The sequence below is a fragment of the Stenotrophomonas sp. CC22-02 genome (genome assembly GCF_004365115.1).
Classification (GTDB): domain Bacteria; phylum Pseudomonadota; class Gammaproteobacteria; order Xanthomonadales; family Xanthomonadaceae; genus Stenotrophomonas; species Stenotrophomonas forensis.
Genome location: NZ_SOCO01000001.1, coordinates 1,210,368 through 1,229,126, shown reverse-complemented (window position 1 = coordinate 1,229,126; position 18,759 = coordinate 1,210,368). Strand labels below are relative to the sequence as shown.

Here is an 18,759-nt window from a genome sequence, read left to right as displayed (position 1 = left end):
TGCAGCCCGCCGACAGGGCCGCGTTCAGCTATCTGACCGGATCGCTCAGCTCGCGCTTTACGCTGCGCCGGACTGGCGGTAGGCCTGAAGCGCGGCGTCCCGGCCCACCGCCAGGTCCACCAGCGGCGTGCGTGGATAGCCCGGCGCATGCGCTGCCAACAGCAGCGGATGTTGCCACGGTGCGAAGCGGGCCTTCACCGGCAGTGCCGCCAGTTCGGGAACCCAGCGGCTGATATAGCGCGCCTGTGGATCGAACTTCTCGGCCTGGGTGACCGGATTGAACACACGGAAGTACGGCGCGGCATCGGCACCGGTTCCGGCCACCCACTGCCAGCCCATCGTGTTGTTGGCCAGGTCGGCATCGACCAGGGTGTCCCAGAACCAGCGCGCGCCGTGCAGCCAGTGTGCGCGCAGGTGCTTGCACAGGTAGCTGGCAACGATCATGCGTACCCGGTTGTGCATGTAGCCGGTGTGCCACAGCTCGCGAAGGCCCGCGTCGACGATCGGCACGCCGGTGTTGCCGCGCTGCCAGTCATGCAGTTGCGCCGCGCTGGGCGTGGCCCACGGGAAGCGGTCAAAGCGCGGGTTGAGATTGTCGGTGGGCGTCTTCGGGAAGTGGTGCAGCAGGTGGTAGGCGAAGTCGCGCCAGCCCAGCTGGCGCAGGTAGCCGTCGATGTCCGCGTCGGTGCCGGCACTGCGCAGGGCCTCCAGCGCATGGGCGATGCGCCACGGCGCGATCTCGCCGAAGTGCAGGTGCGGCGACATCCGCGACGTTCCGACGCGATCCGGCAGGTCGCGCTGCTCGCGATAGCCGCGCAACGCACCGTCCTCGAACACGGACAGCGCCTCCAGCGCACCGGCCTCGCCCGGCTGCCAGTGCTCCCAGAAACCGGCATCCCAGTCGAGCGTGGGTGCAAGCCGCAGCTCATCCAGCGCGAGGCTGTCGACCTTGTGCGCTGCCAGTGCCTTCGGTGCGGCCGTCAGCGCCGGCAGGCGCCAATGACTGAGCACGTTGCGCCAGTACGGAGTGAACACCTTGTACGGCTGGCCTTGCTGGGTCGCGATGTCCCAGGGTTCGAACAGCAGGCTGCCATTGCAGCTCTGCGCATCGATGCCCTGCTCGCGCAGCGTGCGCTTGATCTCCGCGTCGCGCGGCTGGGTGGCCGGTTCGTACTTGCGGTTCCAGTACACCGCCTCGGCGCCGGTCTGTTCGACCAGCGCCTGCAGCGTGGCCAGGCTGCCGCCGCGGCGCAGTACCAACGAAGAACCGCGCGAACGCAGGTCGGCATCCAGCGCCGCCAGCGAATGCTGGCGCCATGCATCGGAGGCGGCACCGGGAACCCAGTCGCCTTCCTCGTGCGGCGCGTGGATGTAGACCGGCACCACCTCGTGGCTTGCGTCCAGCGCGGCCTGCAGGGCCGGATTGTCCTGCAGCCGCAGATCACGACGGAACCACACCAACGCTACCGACACGTGCATCGCCTTCATTCTGGATGGCGCACATGATAGCCAGCGGCAGTGAAGGTGATGCGTGGGCGGGGCACCCACCCATGGCGTGGCTCTACCGGTTGAAGCGCTGCATCGCCTCGCTGATCAATGCCTGTGCTTCGGCAGCGTTGCCCCAGCCATTGAGCTGCACCGGGTTGCGGCCGGCCGGCAGGTCCTTGTAGACCCGGAAGAACGCCTCGATGCGCTGCCGTTCGATCTCCGGCAGATCGGCCAGATCGCGGATGTTCGCGTAGGTCGGGTCGACCTTGTCGGTGGGCACGCCGATGATCTTCTCGTCGTGCTCGCCGCCATCGATCATCTTCAGGTAGCCGATCGGCCGGAAACGCACGATCACCCCCGGGTGCAGTGGCTCGCGGGTCAGCACCAGCGCATCCAGCGGGTCGTTGTCACCGGCCAGGGTACGCGGCATCGAACCGTAGTTGGCCGGATAGGCGACCGGCATCGACTGGAAGCGGTCCACATGCACGAGGCCATCTTCCTTGATCTCGTACTTGGTGAAGCTGCCGGCCGGAATCTCCACCGCCAGGTTCACTTCCTGCGGGGCCTGCTTCGGCTGGGCCACCAGGAACGGGTGCAGCACGGCATCGGCGGCGGTCACCGCACTGGCCAGCAACAGCAGTGCGGTACCGATGGCAGCAAGGGGGAGGATACGAGAGCGAGTGGTCATCGGCGTGTGCTCATTCCCAGCAACGGTCCGCGCGACCCTTGGCGGTCTGCGAACGGGGGCAGTCGCGCGGCGTGATGCGGCCGTCGATCAGTTCCGTTCGCGTCTTGCTGCCCTTGGCGTCACGCTGCAGTTCGAAGGCATCGTAGAGACGGCCCGTCACCGTGCGCGCTTCATAGTGCAGGCGCTGCGGGTCGACGTTCAGGACCTGGAACAACTGGGTGTCCTCGGCCACCGGATCCATCGTCCTGCGTGCTTCGTCGGAAAGGCGGTACTGCTTCGGCCCGGCCACGGTCACCACGTACTGGGGCGTTGCGGCCTGTCCTTCACCACGGCGGCCGTAGGTGTGATCGTGCCCCTGCAGCACCAGATCGACATTGTGGCGACGTACCACCGGCAGCAGCACGTCACGCAGCGCGGCATTCTCGCGGCCTTCGCGCGGCGAGTAGAACGGTTGGTGCAGCAGCACGATGGTCCACGGCTGCGGATTGCCGGTCAGCACCTTGTCCAGCCACTGCGCCTGCGCCTTGGCCGTACCCAGGTCGAGTGCCGAGGTGCCATCGACCACGGCCACGCGCACGCCCTGCGCATCGAACCAGTAGCTGGTCTGCTGTGCGGCGGCAGCGCCATTGCCCGGCAACGCGAAGGTTACCGGCCAGTGCTTGCCCAGCACGCGGCGCTCCTGCGGGGTGTCCTCGAACTCCTCGAAGTACTCGTGATTGCCGATCGCCGGCGCCACCAGCGTCTCCTGCGCCAGCCAGCCGGTGGCGGCAAACCACTCGCCCCACTCGCTGTCGTCCATGTTGTCGCCGCCGCTGACCAGGTCGCCAGCGAACAGACTCATGCGCGCCTGCGGTGCCGCCTTCTGCGCGGCACGCACGACCCGGCTGACGTGGCTCACGTTCTTGTTCTGGGTGTCACCGAAGTACAGCAGGGTCAACGGCTGGTCGGCGGCCGCCAGCGTGCGCAGCTGGTTCCACGCGCTCCAGCTGCCATTACCCTGCACGCGGTAGACATACTGGGTATCCGGCTGCAGGCCGCCGATGTCGGCACGATGGTGATGCGACAGCCCGTTCTCGGTCTGCAGCGCACGGGTCGTCGCGCGTACCTGGCGGATGCCTTCAATGGCCGGTGAATCACCGGCCACGGCGATTTCCAGCAGCGGCGCCTGCACACTGCCATCGGTCCGCCAGGCCACCGCAAAGCCGTGGCTGGGATCGGCCGCAGGCGAGGCGACGATGCGGTCCGGCACCGTCGTCGCTGCGTAGTGGTGGCTGCCTGCCGGTACCTGGGTGTTCGGTTCCGCGGCGGCAAAGCCCAGCGCAGGGACGACCAGCAGCAGGCCCAATGCCAGGGCGCTCATGCAACGACGGCTCATGCGCCACACTCCAGCGGCAACGCCAATTGCTTGGCGATGCTCTCCCAGTCAAACGCCACCACACCCTGGTCGTCATGCACTGCATACAGCGCACCGTGCGGGAAGCGCGCGCTGGGCTGCTGCATCATCCAGATGCCATCGGTGTTGGCCACGGTGTTGCCCTGGAACGCGCCCACCGGCTTCAGCGTGTGACGATCGAACAGGTGGAACACGCTGCGCTGCTTGCCCTGCTCGGTGGTGATCCACCAGCCGCCCTTGCCACAGGTGCGTAGGGTCACGCCTTCGGCCTGCGCCTTGAACACGTCGCGGCCGAAGGTGGTGCCGGTGAAGCGGCCGGCCAGGGTGTAGACCTTGAACTCGCTGGCATAGCTTTCGTCCTCTTCGGCAATCAGCAGGCGATCGTTCTCGGGGTCGCCCCAGATCGATTCGACCACGCGCAGCGCGCCGGCCTCGGTGGTATCACCGATGCTGGCTACAAGCTTCGCTTCGACCTTCGCACCGTCGCGGGTCACGTGGTACTGGCGCACGCGCTTGTCCAGTTCAGCCAGCGGCGGCAGGATGTCACGCCCCTGCGCATCCTCGCCGTTGTCCCAGGAGTCGGTGACGTAGACGCTGTAGCCATCGGCCCGGCGGTCGACCCACAGGCCGTACGGCTTGCGCAGGTCGTCCGCAGCGAACGTCGCCAGCGGGGTGAAGTCCGGCAGGCCCAGCACCTGCACGCGGTGATTGTCGCGCTCCACGATCCACAGCAGGTCGTCGGTCACCGCGATGCCGTTTGGGCGGTCGAACTGCCCCGGCGCGGTACCGCTGCTGCCAACGTCACGAAGATGCTGGCCGGTGCTGCCATCGTAGACCACCAGCTTGTCGGTAGCCTTGGCGGTGGCGATCAGCCACAGCGTTCCGTCCGGCGCACGCCAGGCCGCCGGCGAATCGATGTTGTCGGCCGGCGTCATCGGCGACAGGAACGCCTCGGCGATGGTGGCCACCGCACGCTCGCTGGTGGCCTTCGCTGCCGTCGCGGCCGCCGCCGGATCATTGCCTGTGGCCGGCGTGCAGCCAGCCGCCAGGCTGGCCATCAGTGCGGCAGCCAGGACGGTGATGCCACGCCCCATCACAGTGCCACCTTCAGGCCCAGCGCGTAGGTGCGGCCGTACTCTTCCATCTGCAGGGTGCGCGAACGCGTGCCCTGGTACAGCTCCAGCGGCTTGTCCAGCAGGTTCTGCGCTTCGAAGTACATGCTCACGCGCGGGGTGAACTTGTAGTCCAGCGAGAAGTCGAGCTGGGTGTTGGGCGCCACATAGATGTCGAAGGCACGGCCCTTGCCGATGCTGTCCAGGTACTCGCTGCGGTACACCGCGGCCAGTCGCGTGCTCAGGCCGTACTTTTCATAACCGACGTGCGCGCTGTAGACGTGCTTGGAGGCGCGCGGCAGGGTGAAGTCTTCGCCCGCACGATCCTTGATGCCGGCATCGAACGTGGTGTCGAGCCAGGTGCCACTGGCACCGACCAGCAACCCGTCCAGGCCGGCCGGCAGGAACGCCAGCTGCTGCTGCCAGTTGAACTCCGCACCGCGCACGGTGGCCTTGCGGCCGTTGATCGGCTGAGTCACGTCGAAGCCGCCGTAGTCCGGGTCATTGGTGCGCACGGTCTCCACGATGTAGCCATCGATCGACTTGTGGAACAGGCCCAGCGACACGATGCCGGTGCTGCCGATGTACTTCTCGACGGACAGATCGACGTTCTTCGATTCGTACGGATCCAGCTCGGGGTTGCCCAGCCGCACTTCCTCGTCACCGCGGCTGTAGCCCACGCGCGGCGAAATGTCACCGAACGACGGGCGCGAGACGGTCTTGTTGGCCGAAGCGCGCAGCACCCAGTCGTCTGCGGCGTCGTAGCGCAGGTGCAGGCCCGGCAGCACGTTGGTGTAGCTGCTGTTGGCCACGCGCGGGGTGACGGTGAAGCTGCGGCCATTGGCCGCCACGTCCACCTGGTTGCCGGTAGCCTTGAACTGGGTGTTCTCCACGCGCACGCCGCCGATGATGCGCAGCGCGCCGATGTCCCAGGTACCCATCGCGTAGCTGGCGAAGATGTCCTCGCTGGCCACGTAGTCTTCTTCCAGCGAGGTCATTGCATTGCCGCCAACATCCTGCGGCCGCGCACTGTACTGGCTGCCATTGGCCGCCCAGAACGCGCGCATCGCGGCCGAATCCATACCGTCCCCCATGTTGCCGTGGCGATGCTCCGGCGAGGAGGTGGTCCAGCTCGACAGCGCCACCTTCGGGCCGACACGCAGCTCGTTCTCGTCGACATTGACGTCACGGTCGCGCCAGCGGCCCAGCAGGCCGATCTTGATGCTGCCGCTGTCGCCGTCGAAGCGCACGTTGACCTGCGCGCTGTGTTCCTTGTCATTGACCTGCTTGGGCGAAAGCACGAAGCGGTCGAACGCGTAGCTGCCGTTGTCCAGCCACTGCGGGTTGTCGAAGCTGTAGCTGGGAAGGCGGCTGCGCTGGTCCAGGGTGCCGTTGAATGCCTTGCCGTTGAGCTTGAAGCGGGCCTCCATCTCGTCGTTCACACGCTCTTCGGTGCGGGTGTAGCCGACCTTGTAATCGACCACGGCATGGGTCAGCTTGTTCTCGCCGCCCAGGCTTGCCGCAAAGGTGTTTTCCTTCTTGGTGCGGTAGCGCATGCGCTTGTCGATCGAATCCTTCGGCATGCCATCCAGGCGGTACTGATCGGTGCCGGTCTTGACCATCTTCGCATCGTCGAAGTTGAAGATCACCCGCTGGCGGGTTTCGGCGTCGTCGAACTGGCTGTACAGCGTGCGCAGGTAGTACTTGCTGTCTTCGTTCGGGCGCCAGTCGAGGTTGAGGTTGGCACCGATGCGCTTGCGCTCGATCTCGTACTTGCGGTGCTGCAGGTTGATCGCAGTGACGTCGCCCGGCGCGGCATCATCCTCGCCGTCGTATTCCACTTCGGTGTTGTCCGACTCGAACTTGCGCTTCTGGTAGTTCACGCCCAGCGCCACGCCGAAGGTGTCGTTGAACACTTCGCTGTAGTTGAATGCGGCCTTGGGGCTGGTCTCGCCGGACAGCTGCTGATGGCTGCCCTCGATCTTGGCGCGCAGGCTGCGGCCGTCGCGGTCGAAGGCCGAGGCCGACTCCACCAGCACCGCGCCACCAATGGCATCGCCCGGCATGTCCGGGGTCGGCGACTTGACCACGCGCAGGCGCTCGGTGGAATCGGAGGGAATCACGTCCAGCGGCGCAGCGCGGCTGGAATCTTCCGGCGTGCCGATGGCGATGCCATCGACGCTGACACTGTTGAGGCTGGCGTCCAGGCCGCGGATGACCACGAAACGGCCCTCACCCTGGTCACGCGTCACGCTGACGCCCGGCAAGCGCTGCAACGACTCGGCCACGTTCTTGTCCGGGTACTGGCCCAGCGCATCGGAGGACACGGCGTCCTCGATGGCATCGCTGCTGCGCTTGAGGTCGACCGCGCGGATCTGCGATTCGAGCTGCGCACGCACTTCGATGCGGTCGAGGTCGACCGCGTCGGCGGCCACCGCGCCGGTGGCGGCAACCGCCTGCTGCCCGGCGGCCTGCAGCGGTGCAGCCGCCCCCATCGCCAGGGTCAGGGTGATGGCAACGGCCAACGGAGTCTTGATATGCACTGGGAATCCCCATTCCTGTTAAGAATGGGTCTGCACGGTATGTCCGCAAGGTTGCATGGCCATGACATGGATCTGCACATTTGACGAAGCGCGGGTTTGGGTTCGGCCCACCGATCCGGCAAAATGGCGTCCTCTCTCTTTTTCCCCTTCCCGACCATGAAGATCGTCGAAGTGCGCCACCCGCTGGTGCAGCACAAGATCGGCCTGATGCGCAACGCCGCACTCAGCACCAAGGATTTCCGCGAGCTGGCCAACGAGCTGGGCACGCTGCTGGCCTACGAGGCCACCGCCGACCTGGACACCGAGCCGCACACCCTGCCCGGCTGGGCCGGCCCGGTGACCGTGCAGCGCATCGCCGGCGCCAAGATCACCGTGGTGCCGATCCTGCGCGCCGGCCTGGGCATGCTCAGCGGCGTGCTGTCGCTGATCCCGGCCGCGCGCGTCAGCGTGGTCGGCCTGCAGCGCGATGAGGAAACCCTGCAGCCGGTGCCCTACTTCGAGCGCCTGACCGGTCGCCTGGAAGAGCGCGATGCGCTGATCCTGGACCCGATGCTGGCCACCGGCGGCACCCTGATCGCCACCATCGACATGCTCAAGCGCGCCGGCGCGCGCCGCATCAAGGGCATCTTCCTGGTGGCCGCGCCGGAGGGCATCGACGCGGTCAAGGCCGTGCACCCGGACGTGGAGATCTACACCGCGGCCATCGATGCCCAGCTCAACGACAAGGGCTACATCCTGCCGGGCCTGGGCGATGCCGGCGACCGCATCTTCGGTACCCGCGTCGGTTGATCCGCTGAACCGGGGTCAGAACCCTTTCGCTGCGAAGGGGATCTGACCCCAGGCACGGCATTACAAGTTGGCCGCGAAGTCTTCCAGCTGGCCGATGGCAGTGTTCCAGCCGTCGAAGAAGCCCAGCTGCTCATGCTGGTCACGCAGTGCCTTGTCCGGGTGCATCACCCGCGCGGTGTAACGGCAGCCCTGGCCCTCGTCCTCCATCGTGATGATGGCGGTGAAGCCCAGCCACGGCGACTGCGGGCGCCAGCCCGCGCCCAGCATCGAGGTGAACACCAGGCGCTGCTGCGGCACCACCTCCAGGAAGCTGCCCGGATTGTCACTGCTGCCGCCATCGGGGCCCTGCATGAAGGTGTGGAAGGCCCCGCCAGGGCGCAGGTCGAACGCACGCACCTCGGTGGTCCATGGCTTCGGGCACCACCACTGGCGCAGCAGTTCGGGGTCTGTCCAGGCCCGCCAGAGTGCCGCGCGCGGTGCGTTCAATACGCGACTGATGACCAGATCGGTGTCGGGGTTGCTACCTGCGTCCACGGCCATGGGCCTGCTCCTGTCGGTGAAGGGTCTCAACAAACGCGGCCATGCGGTCGGCGCGTGCCTCCCACACAGCACGCTGCGCGGCCAGCCATTGCTCGGCCTGCTCCATCCGCGCCGGCACCAGTTCGCAGGTGCGTATGCGCCCCTGCTTGTGGCTGCGCACCACGCCGCTGCGTTCCAGAACGGCCAGATGCTTCATCAGCGAGGGCAAGGCCATCTCGAACGGCTCGGCCAGCATCGACACGGTGCACGGTCCCTGCCCCAGCGTCGCCACGATCGCGCAGCGCGTCGGGTCGGCCAGCGCATGGAAGACGGCCTGGAGGCCTGGCTCATACTTACCCATATGGCTAAGTAATACGCCGATCTGAATGCCGATGCAAGCAAGTACGGCCAGGGCGGTTTTTCTTCACGTAGCCTTCCCGCCCAGAAGCCAATGCTCCGCGCACCCGCCACCGCTTGGAGCCCCCCGATGAAAGCGTCTTTCCTGCTGGCCGCTGTCCTGCTGGTCGGCCTGCCACTGGCCGCCAACGCCACCACCCCGCAGCAGCAGCGCATGGCCGACTGCTCGGCCAAGAACAAGGGATTGAAGGGCGACGCCTACAAGACCGCGCAGAGTTCGTGCCTCAGTGGCCATGCCACCGAAACCAAGGCCGCGACCACGCCACAGGAACGCATGAAGAAGTGCAACGCCGATGCGGGCACCAAGAAGCTGGCCGGTGATGCGCGCAAGACCTTCATGAGCAGCTGCCTGAAGGCGTCGTAACGGTCACCCGGCATCCACGCCTGGCGTGGATCCGACGATCCGTGGAAGGCCGGGCAGTGCCCGGCCTTTTCATTACCCCAACGCGCGCGCCTTCAGTTCTCCCTGCTCGTGCAGGGTGACGAAACGCCCCTTGTCATCGCGACCGAGCTGCGCCAGCGCTACCTGCGGATCGTGGGTGAAGAACAGATGCACGTTGCGCGCCAGTTTGTCTTCAAGGAACTGCCGCTTCTCGTCGATCAGCAGCTCGGCATTGCGGTCGTAGCCCATGGTGATCGGCACGTGCACCCATGAACGGCCCGGGATCAGGTCGGCGCAGAACACCACGCCGCCGTGCGCACGCTCGCCGGCATGCGCATGGCCGACAATCTCGGCCAGCATCAGCCCCGGCGTATGCCCATCGCTGTAGCTGAAACGCACGCTGCGTCCCAGCGCCCTGGAGTATTCCCCGTCCACCACTTCCAGGCGGCCACTGGCCTGCAGCAGGCCGGGCAGTTCCGGAATGAAGCTGGCCCGATCCCGCGGATGCGGCTGCACGGCGCGCTGCCAATGCTGTGCGCCCACCACATAGGTCGCGTTGGGGAACAGCAGCTCGGGCTCGCGCCCTTCGCTCCATGCCGCCAGCAGGCCACCGGCATGATCGAAGTGCAGGTGGCTGAGCACCACCACATCGATGTCCTCGTGTTCGAAACCGGCTTCGCGCAGCGAATCGATCAGCACGTGCTGGCTTTCCTGCACGCCATAGCGCTCGCGCATGCGCGGATCGAAGAACGCACCAATACCGGTTTCGAACAGCACCGTCTTGCCTTCCAGCGGGCTGGCAAGCAGCGCACGGCAGGCCAGCTCGATGCGGTTGAGCTCGTCCGGCGCTGCCCATTTTTCCCATAACGCGCGCGGCGCGTTGCCGAACATCGCACCACCATCGAGGCGCTGCGAGTTTCCACGAATAGACCAGAGTTTCATGGGACGATTATCGGCGCCGGCTCGTTAAATAATCGCTAGAAAGGAAACGAAAAACCCCGCCGGCAAAGGCGGGGTTTCGACGATCCAGCAGATTGCCGGCCCGCGGCCGGCACGACCGGATCAGCGCGCTGGCACGACCTGGGCGCTGCCCACCGGGTTGCGCGGGTCACTGCCGCCAAACAGCGTGTTGGACGTGCGGTCCCATTCCACCGTTTGCAGGTTGCCCCAGACGTGACTGGAACCGCGGCCACCTGCGGCGACATCGCCCGGCAGGTCGATCTTATGGCCCATCGCCTGCAGCTGCTTCACCGTCGCCGCGTCGAACGCATCGTCCTCGGCTTCGATCAGGTCCGGCAACCACTGGTGGTGGTAGCGCGGCAACGCGGCCACCTGCTGCGCATCCAGCCCGGCGTCGTAGCCGAGGATGCCCAGCAGCACCATGGTGATGATGCGGCTGCCACCCGGGGTGCCCAGCACCACCACCTTGTCGGCGTTCTCCATGAAGGTCGGCGTCATCGAGCTGAGCATGCGCTTGCCCGCCTTCGGCGCATTGGCTTCATAGCCCATCACGCCGAACGCGTTGGGCGTGCCCGGCTTCAGCGCGAAGTCATCCATCTCGTTGTTCAGCAGCACGCCGGTGCCCTTCGGAATCAGCCCCGAGCCGTACAGCAGGTTGACGGTCTGGGTGGCGCCAACACGGTTGCCGTCGCGGTCGATGATCGAGAAGTGGGTGGTCTCGTCATCTTCCAGCGGCGTCGGGTTGCCCGACAGCAGGTCGCTGGGCGTGGCCTTCTCTGGATGGATGGTGGCCCGCAGGCCCTGCGCGTAATCCTTGCTGGTCAGCACCTTCTGCGGGATCTGCACGAAGTCCGGATCGCCGAGGAAGAAGGTGCGGTCACGGTAGGCGCGGCGCATCGACTCCACCACCAGGTGGGTGCGGTGGGCCGGGTCCATCTTCCTGATATCCCAGCCTTCGAGGATCTGCAGCATGCTGGCCAGCGCGATGCCGCCGGACGACGGCGGCGGCGCCGTGGTGATCTTCCAGCCGTTGTAGTTGAAGACGATCGGTTCGCGCTGCTTCACCCGGTATCCGGCCAGTTCCTCGGCGGTCCACTTGCCTCCGGCCTGCTTCACGCCTTCCAGCAGCAGTTTGCCGGTCTGGCCCCTGTAGAAGCCGTCGAAGCCACCGGAGGCGAGGCGTTCCAGCGTCTGTGCCAGTTCCGGCTGCTTGAACAGATCGCCGGTGGCAATCGGCTTGCCGTTGCGCAGGTAGACCTCGCGGGTACCGGGGAAGCGCTCCATCACTTCACGGCGCGAGGCATAGCCCTTGGCCATGCGCTCGTACACCGGGAAGCCTTCGCGGGCGATGCGGATGGCCGGCTGCAGCGACGCCGACAGCGGCAGCTTGCCGTGCTTGGCCGACAGTTCGACCAGCGCCGCAGGCAGGCCCGGAATCCCCGCCGACCAGGCGCCGTTGACCGAGCGGTCACGGTCGAGGTTGCCCTGCTTGTCGAGGAACGCCTGGGGCGTTGCCGCAGCCGGTGCAGTCTCGCGCGCATCCAGCATCACATCCTTGCCGGTGGCCGCGTCGTGCAGCAGGAAAAAGCCACCGCCGCCCAGCCCGGAACTGATCGGTTCGACCACCGCCAGCGTGGACGACACCGCCACCGCGGCGTCGAAGGCATTGCCGCCCTGCGCCAGGATGTCGATGCCGGCCTGGGTGGCCAGCGCATGGCCGCTGGCAATGGCGGCGCCGTCGGGGCGTTCGGCACGGACAGGGCTGTCGGCCCAGGCGATCGGGCTCAGCAGCAGGCCGAGCAGCAACAGCGGACGGACGATCAGCGTCTTCATTCGGATGGGGGCTCCGCGTAGAGTTCGGGGTGATCGTGCTGCAGCTGGCGCAGCTTGGCCAGCAGCTGGTCTTCCGTTTCCACGATCTCCGGGTCCGGATCGATGCATTCGACCGGGCAGACGACCACGCACTGTGGCTCGTCGAAATGACCCACGCATTCGGTGCAGCGCGCAGGGTCGATCACGTAGATGGTTTCACCCATCGCAATGGCCTGGTTCGGGCAGGCCGGCTCGCATACGTCGCAGTTGACGCAGAGCTCGTTGATTTTCAGCGACATGGCGATACTCCTCGCCCGCGCCTTGGGACAAGGACCGGCCAGCGCGGGCGCGCGGGCCGGTCAGGTCATCAGCGGCGCCCTCGCGGAGCGCCGCCCGGGCCATGCCGGAGCATGGCCGCCATGGCTCGGTCTTACTTGGCTTCGACGAAAATGTACTCGGCACCGGTCGGCTGGATCGCAGCCTGCACGCGGGCGTTGTCGGCCGACTGGCCGATGAAGACCACGCGCACGCCCTTCATCGAATCCGGCCCCACGTCCTTGAACACGGCCTGGATCATGTCAGCCATCTTGCCCGAGGCCGACGAACCGAAGGCCAGCATGTTGCCCGGCTGCACGCCGCGGGCCACGGCCTGGGTCGCGCTCTCGGTCTGGCGCTCGTACTTGGCCTGGAAGTCCGGGTCCGATTCCGGCGAGAGGTAGTACAGGAACGGGCTGTTGGTGATGTTGCCCATGTTCTGGATCGCCACTTCCTGCAGGTACTTCTTCCAGCCTGCATCGTCGTCCTTGGACGGCGCGACCAGCGCCTGCTTGGCCTCGTCGACCGGAGCGGCCTCTTCCTTCTTGCAGGCGGTGAAGGCCAGGGCCAACGAAGCGATCAGCATCGCGCGCATGGTGGTGTTCATGGGTTTCCTCCCGGAATGGTGCGTGGTGGTGTACGTAATGGGGTGCGGGTACAGCGGGACTTACGACTGTGCCGACTTCGCTTCGCGGACCTTGCGCAGGGCTTCGAGCACCGCGGCCGGCACGAAACCGGACACGTCACCGCCCAGGCGCGCGATCTCGCGGACCAGCGAGGACGAAATGAAGCTGTGCTGCTCGGCCGGGGTCAGGAACAGGGTCTCGACCTCGGGAATCAGGTGGCGGTTCATGCTGGCCATCTGGAACTCGTATTCGAAGTCGGACACCGCGCGCAGGCCGCGCAGCAGCACCCCACCCTGGACCGAACGGACGAAATGGGCCAGCAGCGTATCGAAGCCGATGACCTCGACATTGCCGTGGTGGCCCAATGCACCGCGGGCCAGCTGCACACGCTGTTCCAGCGGCAGCGCCGGGCCTTTGGACGGGCTCTGCGCCACGCCCACCACGACCTTTTCGAACAACGGCGCGGCCCGGCTCACCAGATCGATATGACCATTGGTGATCGGATCGAACGTGCCGGGATAGACGGCAATGCGGCGGTTGGCCACGGTCATGGGCGGATGCAGATGTTCAGATGAAGTCAAAGTGTAGCAGTGGCGCGGCGGTACAGGGCAAAGCGCACCTCGCGGGTGCCGCCCTCGCGGTGCAGCAGCCATTCGGCCGGCAGTGCCGGGACGTGGCCGGCCGGCGATTCCAGGTACAGCCAGGCATCGGCGGCCAGGTGCCGCGGCAGCTGGGCCAGCACGTCCTGCCACAGGCCATCGGCGAACGGCGGGTCGATGAACACCAGATCGGCCTGCTGCGCCGGGGCGCTTTGCAGCCAGCGCAGGGCATCGGCCTGGACCACGGTGACCTGGTCGGTGGCCTGCAGCTTGGCGACGGCGGCGGACAGGTTGCGCCCGAGCTGGGCATCGCGCTCGACCAGGGTGGCGTGGGCGGCGCCGCGCGAGACGGCCTCCAGGCCCAGCGCGCCGCTGCCGGCGAACAGGTCGAGCACCCGCGCCCCGCCCAGCCGGGGCATCAGCCAGTTGAACAGCGTTTCGCGAACGCGGTCGCTGCTCGGCCGCAGGCCCGGCAGGGTCGGTACCGGCAGGCGGGTATTGCGCCAGCGGCCACCGATGATGCGGACCTGGCCGTCATTGCCACCGCGGCCGCTCACCGGCGCCCCCGGCGGGGGTTGTTCGAGAATTTCAGCATGAGCGGGATTGTAGTTCGGCCGGGCGGTGCCCGGCACCCGCAGAGGCCGGAGCAACAGCCGAAGCAAAGGCAAAAACCGGCTATCCGTGGGTTGGCGGGGTGGGTCCGGTTGAGGGGGACGCCGTAAACCCGTCCTTGGGGGCTTGGTCGCGGCATCCATGCCGCTCACACCCCCTCACCCGGCCCCACCCCGCCTTCGACAGTTTCCCGCGATCTGCCGGACATGCTCTTGGGTTCAGATCCGTTTTCCGCAGGAAAACGGATCTGAACCCATTTGATGTATCGATATCTGACAGATGTGTCGACCAAGGTCGACACCTACCAACAGCCGCGTGAACCTGTCAGAGGTGGGGCGGTGTGGGTTGGCAGGACCGTTGGCGCCATGGATGGCGCCATCGAGCCCCCATGGACGGGTTTACGGCGTGTCCTGCCAACCCACACCGCCCCGCCAAGCAAGCAGACAATCCAGAGCCGCTTTGGCTTTGGCTTTGGCTTTGGCTTTGGCTTTGGCTTTGGCTTTGGCCTCTGCGGGTGCAGGGTGCAACCCTGCCAGACCAACCCCTTGATTTCGGGACAATCAGCCATACCCCTTGGCGAGGCCGCACGCGCTGGCGCGGCATTGCACACGGAGCCTTATCGATGACCGAGACCCCCCAGACCGAAACCCTTGGCTTCCAGACCGAAGTCAAGCAGCTGCTGCAGCTGATGATCCACTCGCTGTATTCCAACAAGGAAATCTTCCTCCGCGAGCTGGTCTCCAACGCCGCCGACGCCGCCGACAAGCTGCGCTTCGAGGCCCTGACCCAGCCGGCCCTGCTGGAAGGCGACAGCGAACTGCGCGTGCGCGTCAGCTTCGACCCCGCCGCCCACACCATCACCATCGAAGACAACGGCATCGGCATGAGCCGCGCCGAAGCCATCGCCCATCTCGGCACCATCGCCAAGTCGGGTACCGGTGACTTCCTGCGCCAGCTGTCCGGCGACCAGAAGAAGGATTCGCAGCTGATCGGCCAGTTCGGCGTCGGCTTCTACAGCGCCTTCATTGTTGCCGACGAAGTGGAAGTCACCTCGCGCCGCGCCGGCCTGGCTGCCGGCGAAGGCGTGCGCTGGAGCTCGCGCGGCGAAGGTGACTTCGACGTCGCCACCGTCGACAAGGCCGAGCGCGGCACCCGCATCGTGCTGCACCTGAAGGACGGCGAGCACGACTTCGCCGACGGCTGGCGCCTGCGCAGCATCCTCAAGAAGTACTCGGACCACATCGGCCTGCCGATCCAGATGCCGAAGGAAGGGGGCGAAGAAGGTGCGGCCGTCGAATGGGAAACCGTCAACCGCGCCAGCGCGCTGTGGACCCGCCCGCGCACCGAGATCAGCGACGCCGAGTACACCGAGTTCTACAAGCACGTGGCGCACGACCACAGCGACCCGCTGGCCTGGAGCCACAACAAGGTTGAAGGCAAGCTTGAGTACACCTCGCTGCTGTACGTGCCTGGCCGCGCGCCGTTCGACCTGTACCACCGCGATGCGCCCAAGGGCCTGAAGCTGTACGTGCAGCGCGTGTTCGTGATGGACCAGGCCGAGCAGTTCCTGCCGCTGTACCTGCGCTTCATCAAGGGCGTGGTCGATTCCAACGACCTGTCGCTGAACGTCTCGCGTGAGATCCTGCAGTCCGGCCCGGTCATCGATTCGATGAAGGCCGCGCTCACCAAGCGCTCGCTGGACATGCTGGAAAAGCTGGCCGCCGACAAGCCCGAGCAGTACGCCACGTTCTGGAAGGAATTCGGCCAGGTGCTGAAGGAAGGCCCGGCCGAGGACTACAACAACCGCGAGAAGGTGGCCGGCCTGCTGCGCTTCGCCTCCACCCGTGGCGACGGCGACGCGCAGAGCGTGTCGCTGGCCGACTACCTCGGCCGCATGACCGAAGGCCAGGACAAGATCTACTACCTGACCGGCGAGAGCTACAGCCAGGTCCGCAACAGCCCGCACCTGGAAGTGTTCCGCAAGAAGGGCGTGGAAGTGCTGCTGCTGACCGACCGCATCGACGAGTGGCTGATGGGCTACCTGACCGATTTCGACGGCAAGGGCTTCGTCGACATCGCCCGTGGCGACCTCGACCTGGGCGCACTGGAAACCGAAGCGGACAAGCAGGAGCAGGAAGCGGCGGCCAAGGACAAGCAGGGCCTGGTGGAGCGCCTGAAGACGGTGCTGGGCGACGACGTGGCCGAAGTGCGCGTCTCGCATCGCCTGACCGATTCGCCGGCGGTGCTGGCCATCGGCGAACAGGACCTGGGCCTGCAGATGCGCCAGATCCTGGAAGCCAGCGGGCAGAAGGTGCCGGACAGCAAGCCTGTGCTGGAAATCAACCCCGGCCACCCGCTGATCGCCAAGCTGGATGCCGAAGCCGATGGCGCGCGCTTCGACGACCTCGGTCGCGTGCTGTTCGACCAGGCCGCACTGGCCGCCGGTGACAGCCTGAAGGACCCGGGTGCCTATGTGGCGCGCCTGAACAAGCTGCTGCTGGAGCTGTCGGCCTGACCGACAGGACGGTCGCCGGGCATGGCCCGGCGCTACCGGGTGCGGGTGGATGCCAACCTTGGTTGGCATTCCTGCTCTGGTGGATGCCAACCTTGGTTGGCGCTCTAAAGGCGTGTCAACCAAGGTTGACACCTACCTACCAAGGCGGGTCGAGCGTGCCAACCAAGGTTGGCACCCACCAAGGCGGGTCGAGCGTGTCAACCAAGGTTGACACCCACCAAGGCCGGGCGGCTCAGGCGTCCCGGTCCAGCAACGAGCCCAGCATCTGGTCCTCGCGGCGGATCACCGAGGCGTTGGCGGCGAACGTCAGCACTTCGGCCCGGGCCGCCAGCAGGTCGCCGAGCGGCGCGCCGGATTCGGTGCCGGTAGCCGTCACCACAGCCTGCACCCCGCCCTGCTCCGCAGCACCACGCTGCAGCTGCAGGCGCTGGGCATCGGGGGTCGCCAGATTGGCCACGTTGTGCGCGGCCACCTGTACGCCCTGCTGGGCCGCACGCATTCCGCCGAGGGCGACTCCCATCACGTTGTTCATGGCGGTCTCCGGGCCACCCTGCGCAGCCCTCCGGACCGGTTAACGGCCGGCAGGCCGCGTCCTTGAGTCCACATCGGCCCGACAGGCCCGAGTGGTAGCATATCCCTCTGATTTCAGCGCCTTTTGCCAATGCTCAGTTTTTTCCGCCGCAAGAAGCCCCAGGATGCCCCCGCAACCGAGGCGCCCAAGACCCAGCACTACTCGGCTGAAGAGCTGGCGGCGGCATTCCCGTCCGCTGCCCCGGTCGACGAAGCCCCGGCCGTTCCGGTAGCCGCGCCGAACACGCCCGAGGCTGCCACGCCCGCGCCAACGCCTGCACCTGAGCCCGTCGCGGCGCCCGAAGCGCCGGCACCGCCGGCTGCGGAACGCATCATCGCCGCAGAAGACTTCGAAGCCGAAGCCCTGGCCGCTGCAGCCGTACTCGCACCGCTGGCGCCGGTCACCCCGGCCGAAGCACCGGCTGCGCCGGCCGCTGATCTGCCGGTGCTGGTCGACGCGGCCCCGGCTCCGGCCGGCAAGCCCGGCTGGCGCGAACGCCTGCGCAACAGCGTCATCGCACGCAGCTTCGGCGGCCTGTTCTCGCGCAATCCCAAGCTCGACGACGATTTGCTGGACGAGCTGGAAACCGCGCTGATCACCGCCGATGTCGGCGTGGGTGCCACCACCGACCTGGTGGAAGGCCTGCGCAAGCGCATGAAGTCGCGCGAATTCGCCGACGCCAATGCGCTGCTGGCCGCGCTGCGCAGCGAACTGATCGCGATCCTGCAGCCGGTGGCCAAGCCGCTGGTGATCGACCGCACTGCCAAGCCCTTCGTGGTGCTCACCGTCGGTGTCAACGGCGTCGGCAAGACCACCACCATCGGCAAGCTGGCCAAGCGCTTCAAGGACGAGGGCCACAGCCTGATGCTGGCCGCCGGCGATACCTTCCGCGCCGCCGCCGTGGCCCAGCTGCAGGCTTGGGGCGAGCGCAACGGCGTGGCCGTGGTCGCGCAGGGTCAGAACGCCGATGCTGCGTCGGTGGCGTTCGACGCGCTGCAGGCCGGCAAGGCCCGCGGCACCTCGGTGCTGATCGCCGATACCGCCGGGCGCCTGCACACCCAGTCCGGCCTGATGAACGAACTGGGCAAGATCCGCCGCGTGCTCGGCAAGATCGACCCCACCGCCCCGCACGAAGTGCTGATGGTGATCGATGGCACCACCGGCCAGAACGCGCTGTCGCAGCTGCGACAGTTCAATGCCGCGGTGAACGTGACCGGCCTGGTGGTGACCAAGCTGGATGGCACGGCCAAGGGCGGCGTGGTGTTCGCGCTGGCCCGCGAGTTCGGCATTCCGATCCGCTTCGCCGGCATCGGCGAGCGCCCGGAAGACCTGCGCGTGTTCGATCCGGAAGCCTTCGTCGACGCCCTGCTGCCTGAAGCGCTGGGCGCCTGATATACCGCGCAGCCACCCGTGGGGTG

The 18,759-nt window shown here is 66.8% G+C and carries 18 protein-coding genes; 4 read left to right on the top strand and 14 right to left on the bottom strand.

The window, feature by feature from the left end:
- Window positions 1-57: 57 nt before the first annotated feature.
- The 5 genes from N440_RS05905 to N440_RS05885 form a co-directional block, all read right to left on the bottom strand.
- Window positions 58-1,473: a deoxyribodipyrimidine photo-lyase gene (locus N440_RS05905; RefSeq protein ID WP_133935980.1), complete on the bottom strand. Its 1,416-nt coding sequence runs from the start codon at window positions 1,471-1,473 to the stop codon at window positions 58-60.
- Between the two features lie 88 nt (window positions 1,474-1,561).
- Window positions 1,562-2,176: an inorganic diphosphatase gene (locus N440_RS05900; RefSeq protein ID WP_133934393.1), complete on the bottom strand. Its 615-nt coding sequence runs from the start codon at window positions 2,174-2,176 to the stop codon at window positions 1,562-1,564.
- A 10-nt stretch (window positions 2,177-2,186) separates the two neighbouring features.
- Window positions 2,187-3,536 carry a metallophosphoesterase family protein gene (locus N440_RS05895; RefSeq protein ID WP_243831366.1) on the bottom strand — a complete coding sequence of 450 codons (1,350 nt, stop codon included), beginning with the start codon at window positions 3,534-3,536 and terminating at the stop codon, window positions 2,187-2,189.
- A gap of 11 nt (window positions 3,537-3,547) precedes the next feature.
- Window positions 3,548-4,663: a phytase gene (locus tag N440_RS05890; protein WP_133934391.1), complete on the bottom strand. Its 1,116-nt coding sequence runs from the start codon at window positions 4,661-4,663 to the stop codon at window positions 3,548-3,550.
- Window positions 4,663-7,224: a TonB-dependent receptor gene (locus tag N440_RS05885; protein ID WP_133934390.1), complete on the bottom strand. Its 2,562-nt coding sequence runs from the start codon at window positions 7,222-7,224 to the stop codon at window positions 4,663-4,665. Before N440_RS05885 ends, N440_RS05890 begins: the two co-directional genes overlap by 1 nt.
- Before the next feature lie 156 nt (window positions 7,225-7,380).
- Here N440_RS05885 and upp point away from each other — a divergent pair, with 156 nt between their 5' ends.
- The gene (gene upp, locus N440_RS05880; RefSeq protein ID WP_049457648.1) at window positions 7,381-8,013 is read left to right on the top strand and encodes a uracil phosphoribosyltransferase; all 633 of its coding nucleotides are present in this window, start codon (window positions 7,381-7,383) and stop codon (window positions 8,011-8,013) included.
- 60 nt (window positions 8,014-8,073) lie between these two features.
- Here upp and N440_RS05875 read toward each other — a convergent pair whose 3' ends face one another.
- Together N440_RS05875 and N440_RS05870 are read right to left on the bottom strand one after the other, a co-directional pair.
- Window positions 8,074-8,553 (bottom strand): SRPBCC family protein, encoded by a 480-nt coding sequence (locus N440_RS05875; protein WP_133934389.1) that lies wholly within the window; start codon window positions 8,551-8,553, stop codon window positions 8,074-8,076.
- Window positions 8,534-8,893: a metalloregulator ArsR/SmtB family transcription factor gene (locus N440_RS05870; protein WP_133934388.1), complete on the bottom strand. Its 360-nt coding sequence runs from the start codon at window positions 8,891-8,893 to the stop codon at window positions 8,534-8,536. Before N440_RS05870 ends, N440_RS05875 begins: the two co-directional genes overlap by 20 nt.
- 126 nt (window positions 8,894-9,019) lie before the next feature.
- On the opposite strand from N440_RS05870, the gene N440_RS05865 reads away from it, so the two are divergent.
- Complete coding sequence (locus tag N440_RS05865) at window positions 9,020-9,313, top strand: PsiF family protein (RefSeq protein WP_133934387.1); 294 nt, start codon at window positions 9,020-9,022, stop codon at window positions 9,311-9,313.
- A 72-nt stretch (window positions 9,314-9,385) separates the two neighbouring features.
- Here N440_RS05865 and N440_RS05860 read toward each other — a convergent pair whose 3' ends face one another.
- The 6 genes from N440_RS05860 to rsmD form a co-directional block, all read right to left on the bottom strand.
- The gene (locus N440_RS05860) at window positions 9,386-10,273 is read right to left on the bottom strand and encodes an MBL fold metallo-hydrolase (RefSeq protein WP_133934386.1); all 888 of its coding nucleotides are present in this window, start codon (window positions 10,271-10,273) and stop codon (window positions 9,386-9,388) included.
- 120 nt (window positions 10,274-10,393) lie between these two features.
- On the bottom strand, window positions 10,394-12,124 hold the full coding sequence (gene ggt, locus N440_RS05855; RefSeq protein ID WP_133934385.1) for a gamma-glutamyltransferase: 1,731 nt from the start codon (window positions 12,122-12,124) through the stop codon (window positions 10,394-10,396).
- Complete coding sequence (locus tag N440_RS05850) at window positions 12,121-12,402, bottom strand: YfhL family 4Fe-4S dicluster ferredoxin (protein ID WP_004153175.1); 282 nt, start codon at window positions 12,400-12,402, stop codon at window positions 12,121-12,123. Before N440_RS05850 ends, ggt begins: the two co-directional genes overlap by 4 nt.
- 131 nt (window positions 12,403-12,533) lie before the next feature.
- Window positions 12,534-13,025, bottom strand: a complete 492-nt coding sequence (locus tag N440_RS05845; protein ID WP_006433096.1) for a hypothetical protein — start codon at window positions 13,023-13,025, stop codon at window positions 12,534-12,536.
- Between the two features lie 60 nt (window positions 13,026-13,085).
- Complete coding sequence (coaD, locus tag N440_RS05840; protein WP_006433094.1) at window positions 13,086-13,595, bottom strand: pantetheine-phosphate adenylyltransferase; 510 nt, start codon at window positions 13,593-13,595, stop codon at window positions 13,086-13,088.
- 26 nt (window positions 13,596-13,621) lie between these two features.
- Window positions 13,622-14,230 carry a 16S rRNA (guanine(966)-N(2))-methyltransferase RsmD gene (gene rsmD, locus N440_RS05835; protein ID WP_343133950.1) on the bottom strand — a complete coding sequence of 203 codons (609 nt, stop codon included), beginning with the start codon at window positions 14,228-14,230 and terminating at the stop codon, window positions 13,622-13,624.
- 647 nt (window positions 14,231-14,877) lie between these two features.
- On the opposite strand from rsmD, the gene htpG reads away from it, so the two are divergent.
- The gene (htpG, locus tag N440_RS05830) at window positions 14,878-16,770 is read left to right on the top strand and encodes a molecular chaperone HtpG (protein WP_133934383.1); all 1,893 of its coding nucleotides are present in this window, start codon (window positions 14,878-14,880) and stop codon (window positions 16,768-16,770) included.
- A 232-nt stretch (window positions 16,771-17,002) separates the two neighbouring features.
- On the opposite strand, the gene N440_RS05825 is transcribed toward htpG, so the two are convergent.
- Window positions 17,003-17,302, bottom strand: a complete 300-nt coding sequence (locus tag N440_RS05825; RefSeq protein WP_133934382.1) for a hypothetical protein — start codon at window positions 17,300-17,302, stop codon at window positions 17,003-17,005.
- A gap of 129 nt (window positions 17,303-17,431) precedes the next feature.
- Here N440_RS05825 and ftsY point away from each other — a divergent pair, with 129 nt between their 5' ends.
- Window positions 17,432-18,733: a signal recognition particle-docking protein FtsY gene (gene ftsY / locus N440_RS05820; RefSeq protein WP_133934381.1), complete on the top strand. Its 1,302-nt coding sequence runs from the start codon at window positions 17,432-17,434 to the stop codon at window positions 18,731-18,733.
- The last annotated feature ends 26 nt before the right edge of the window (window positions 18,734-18,759 follow it).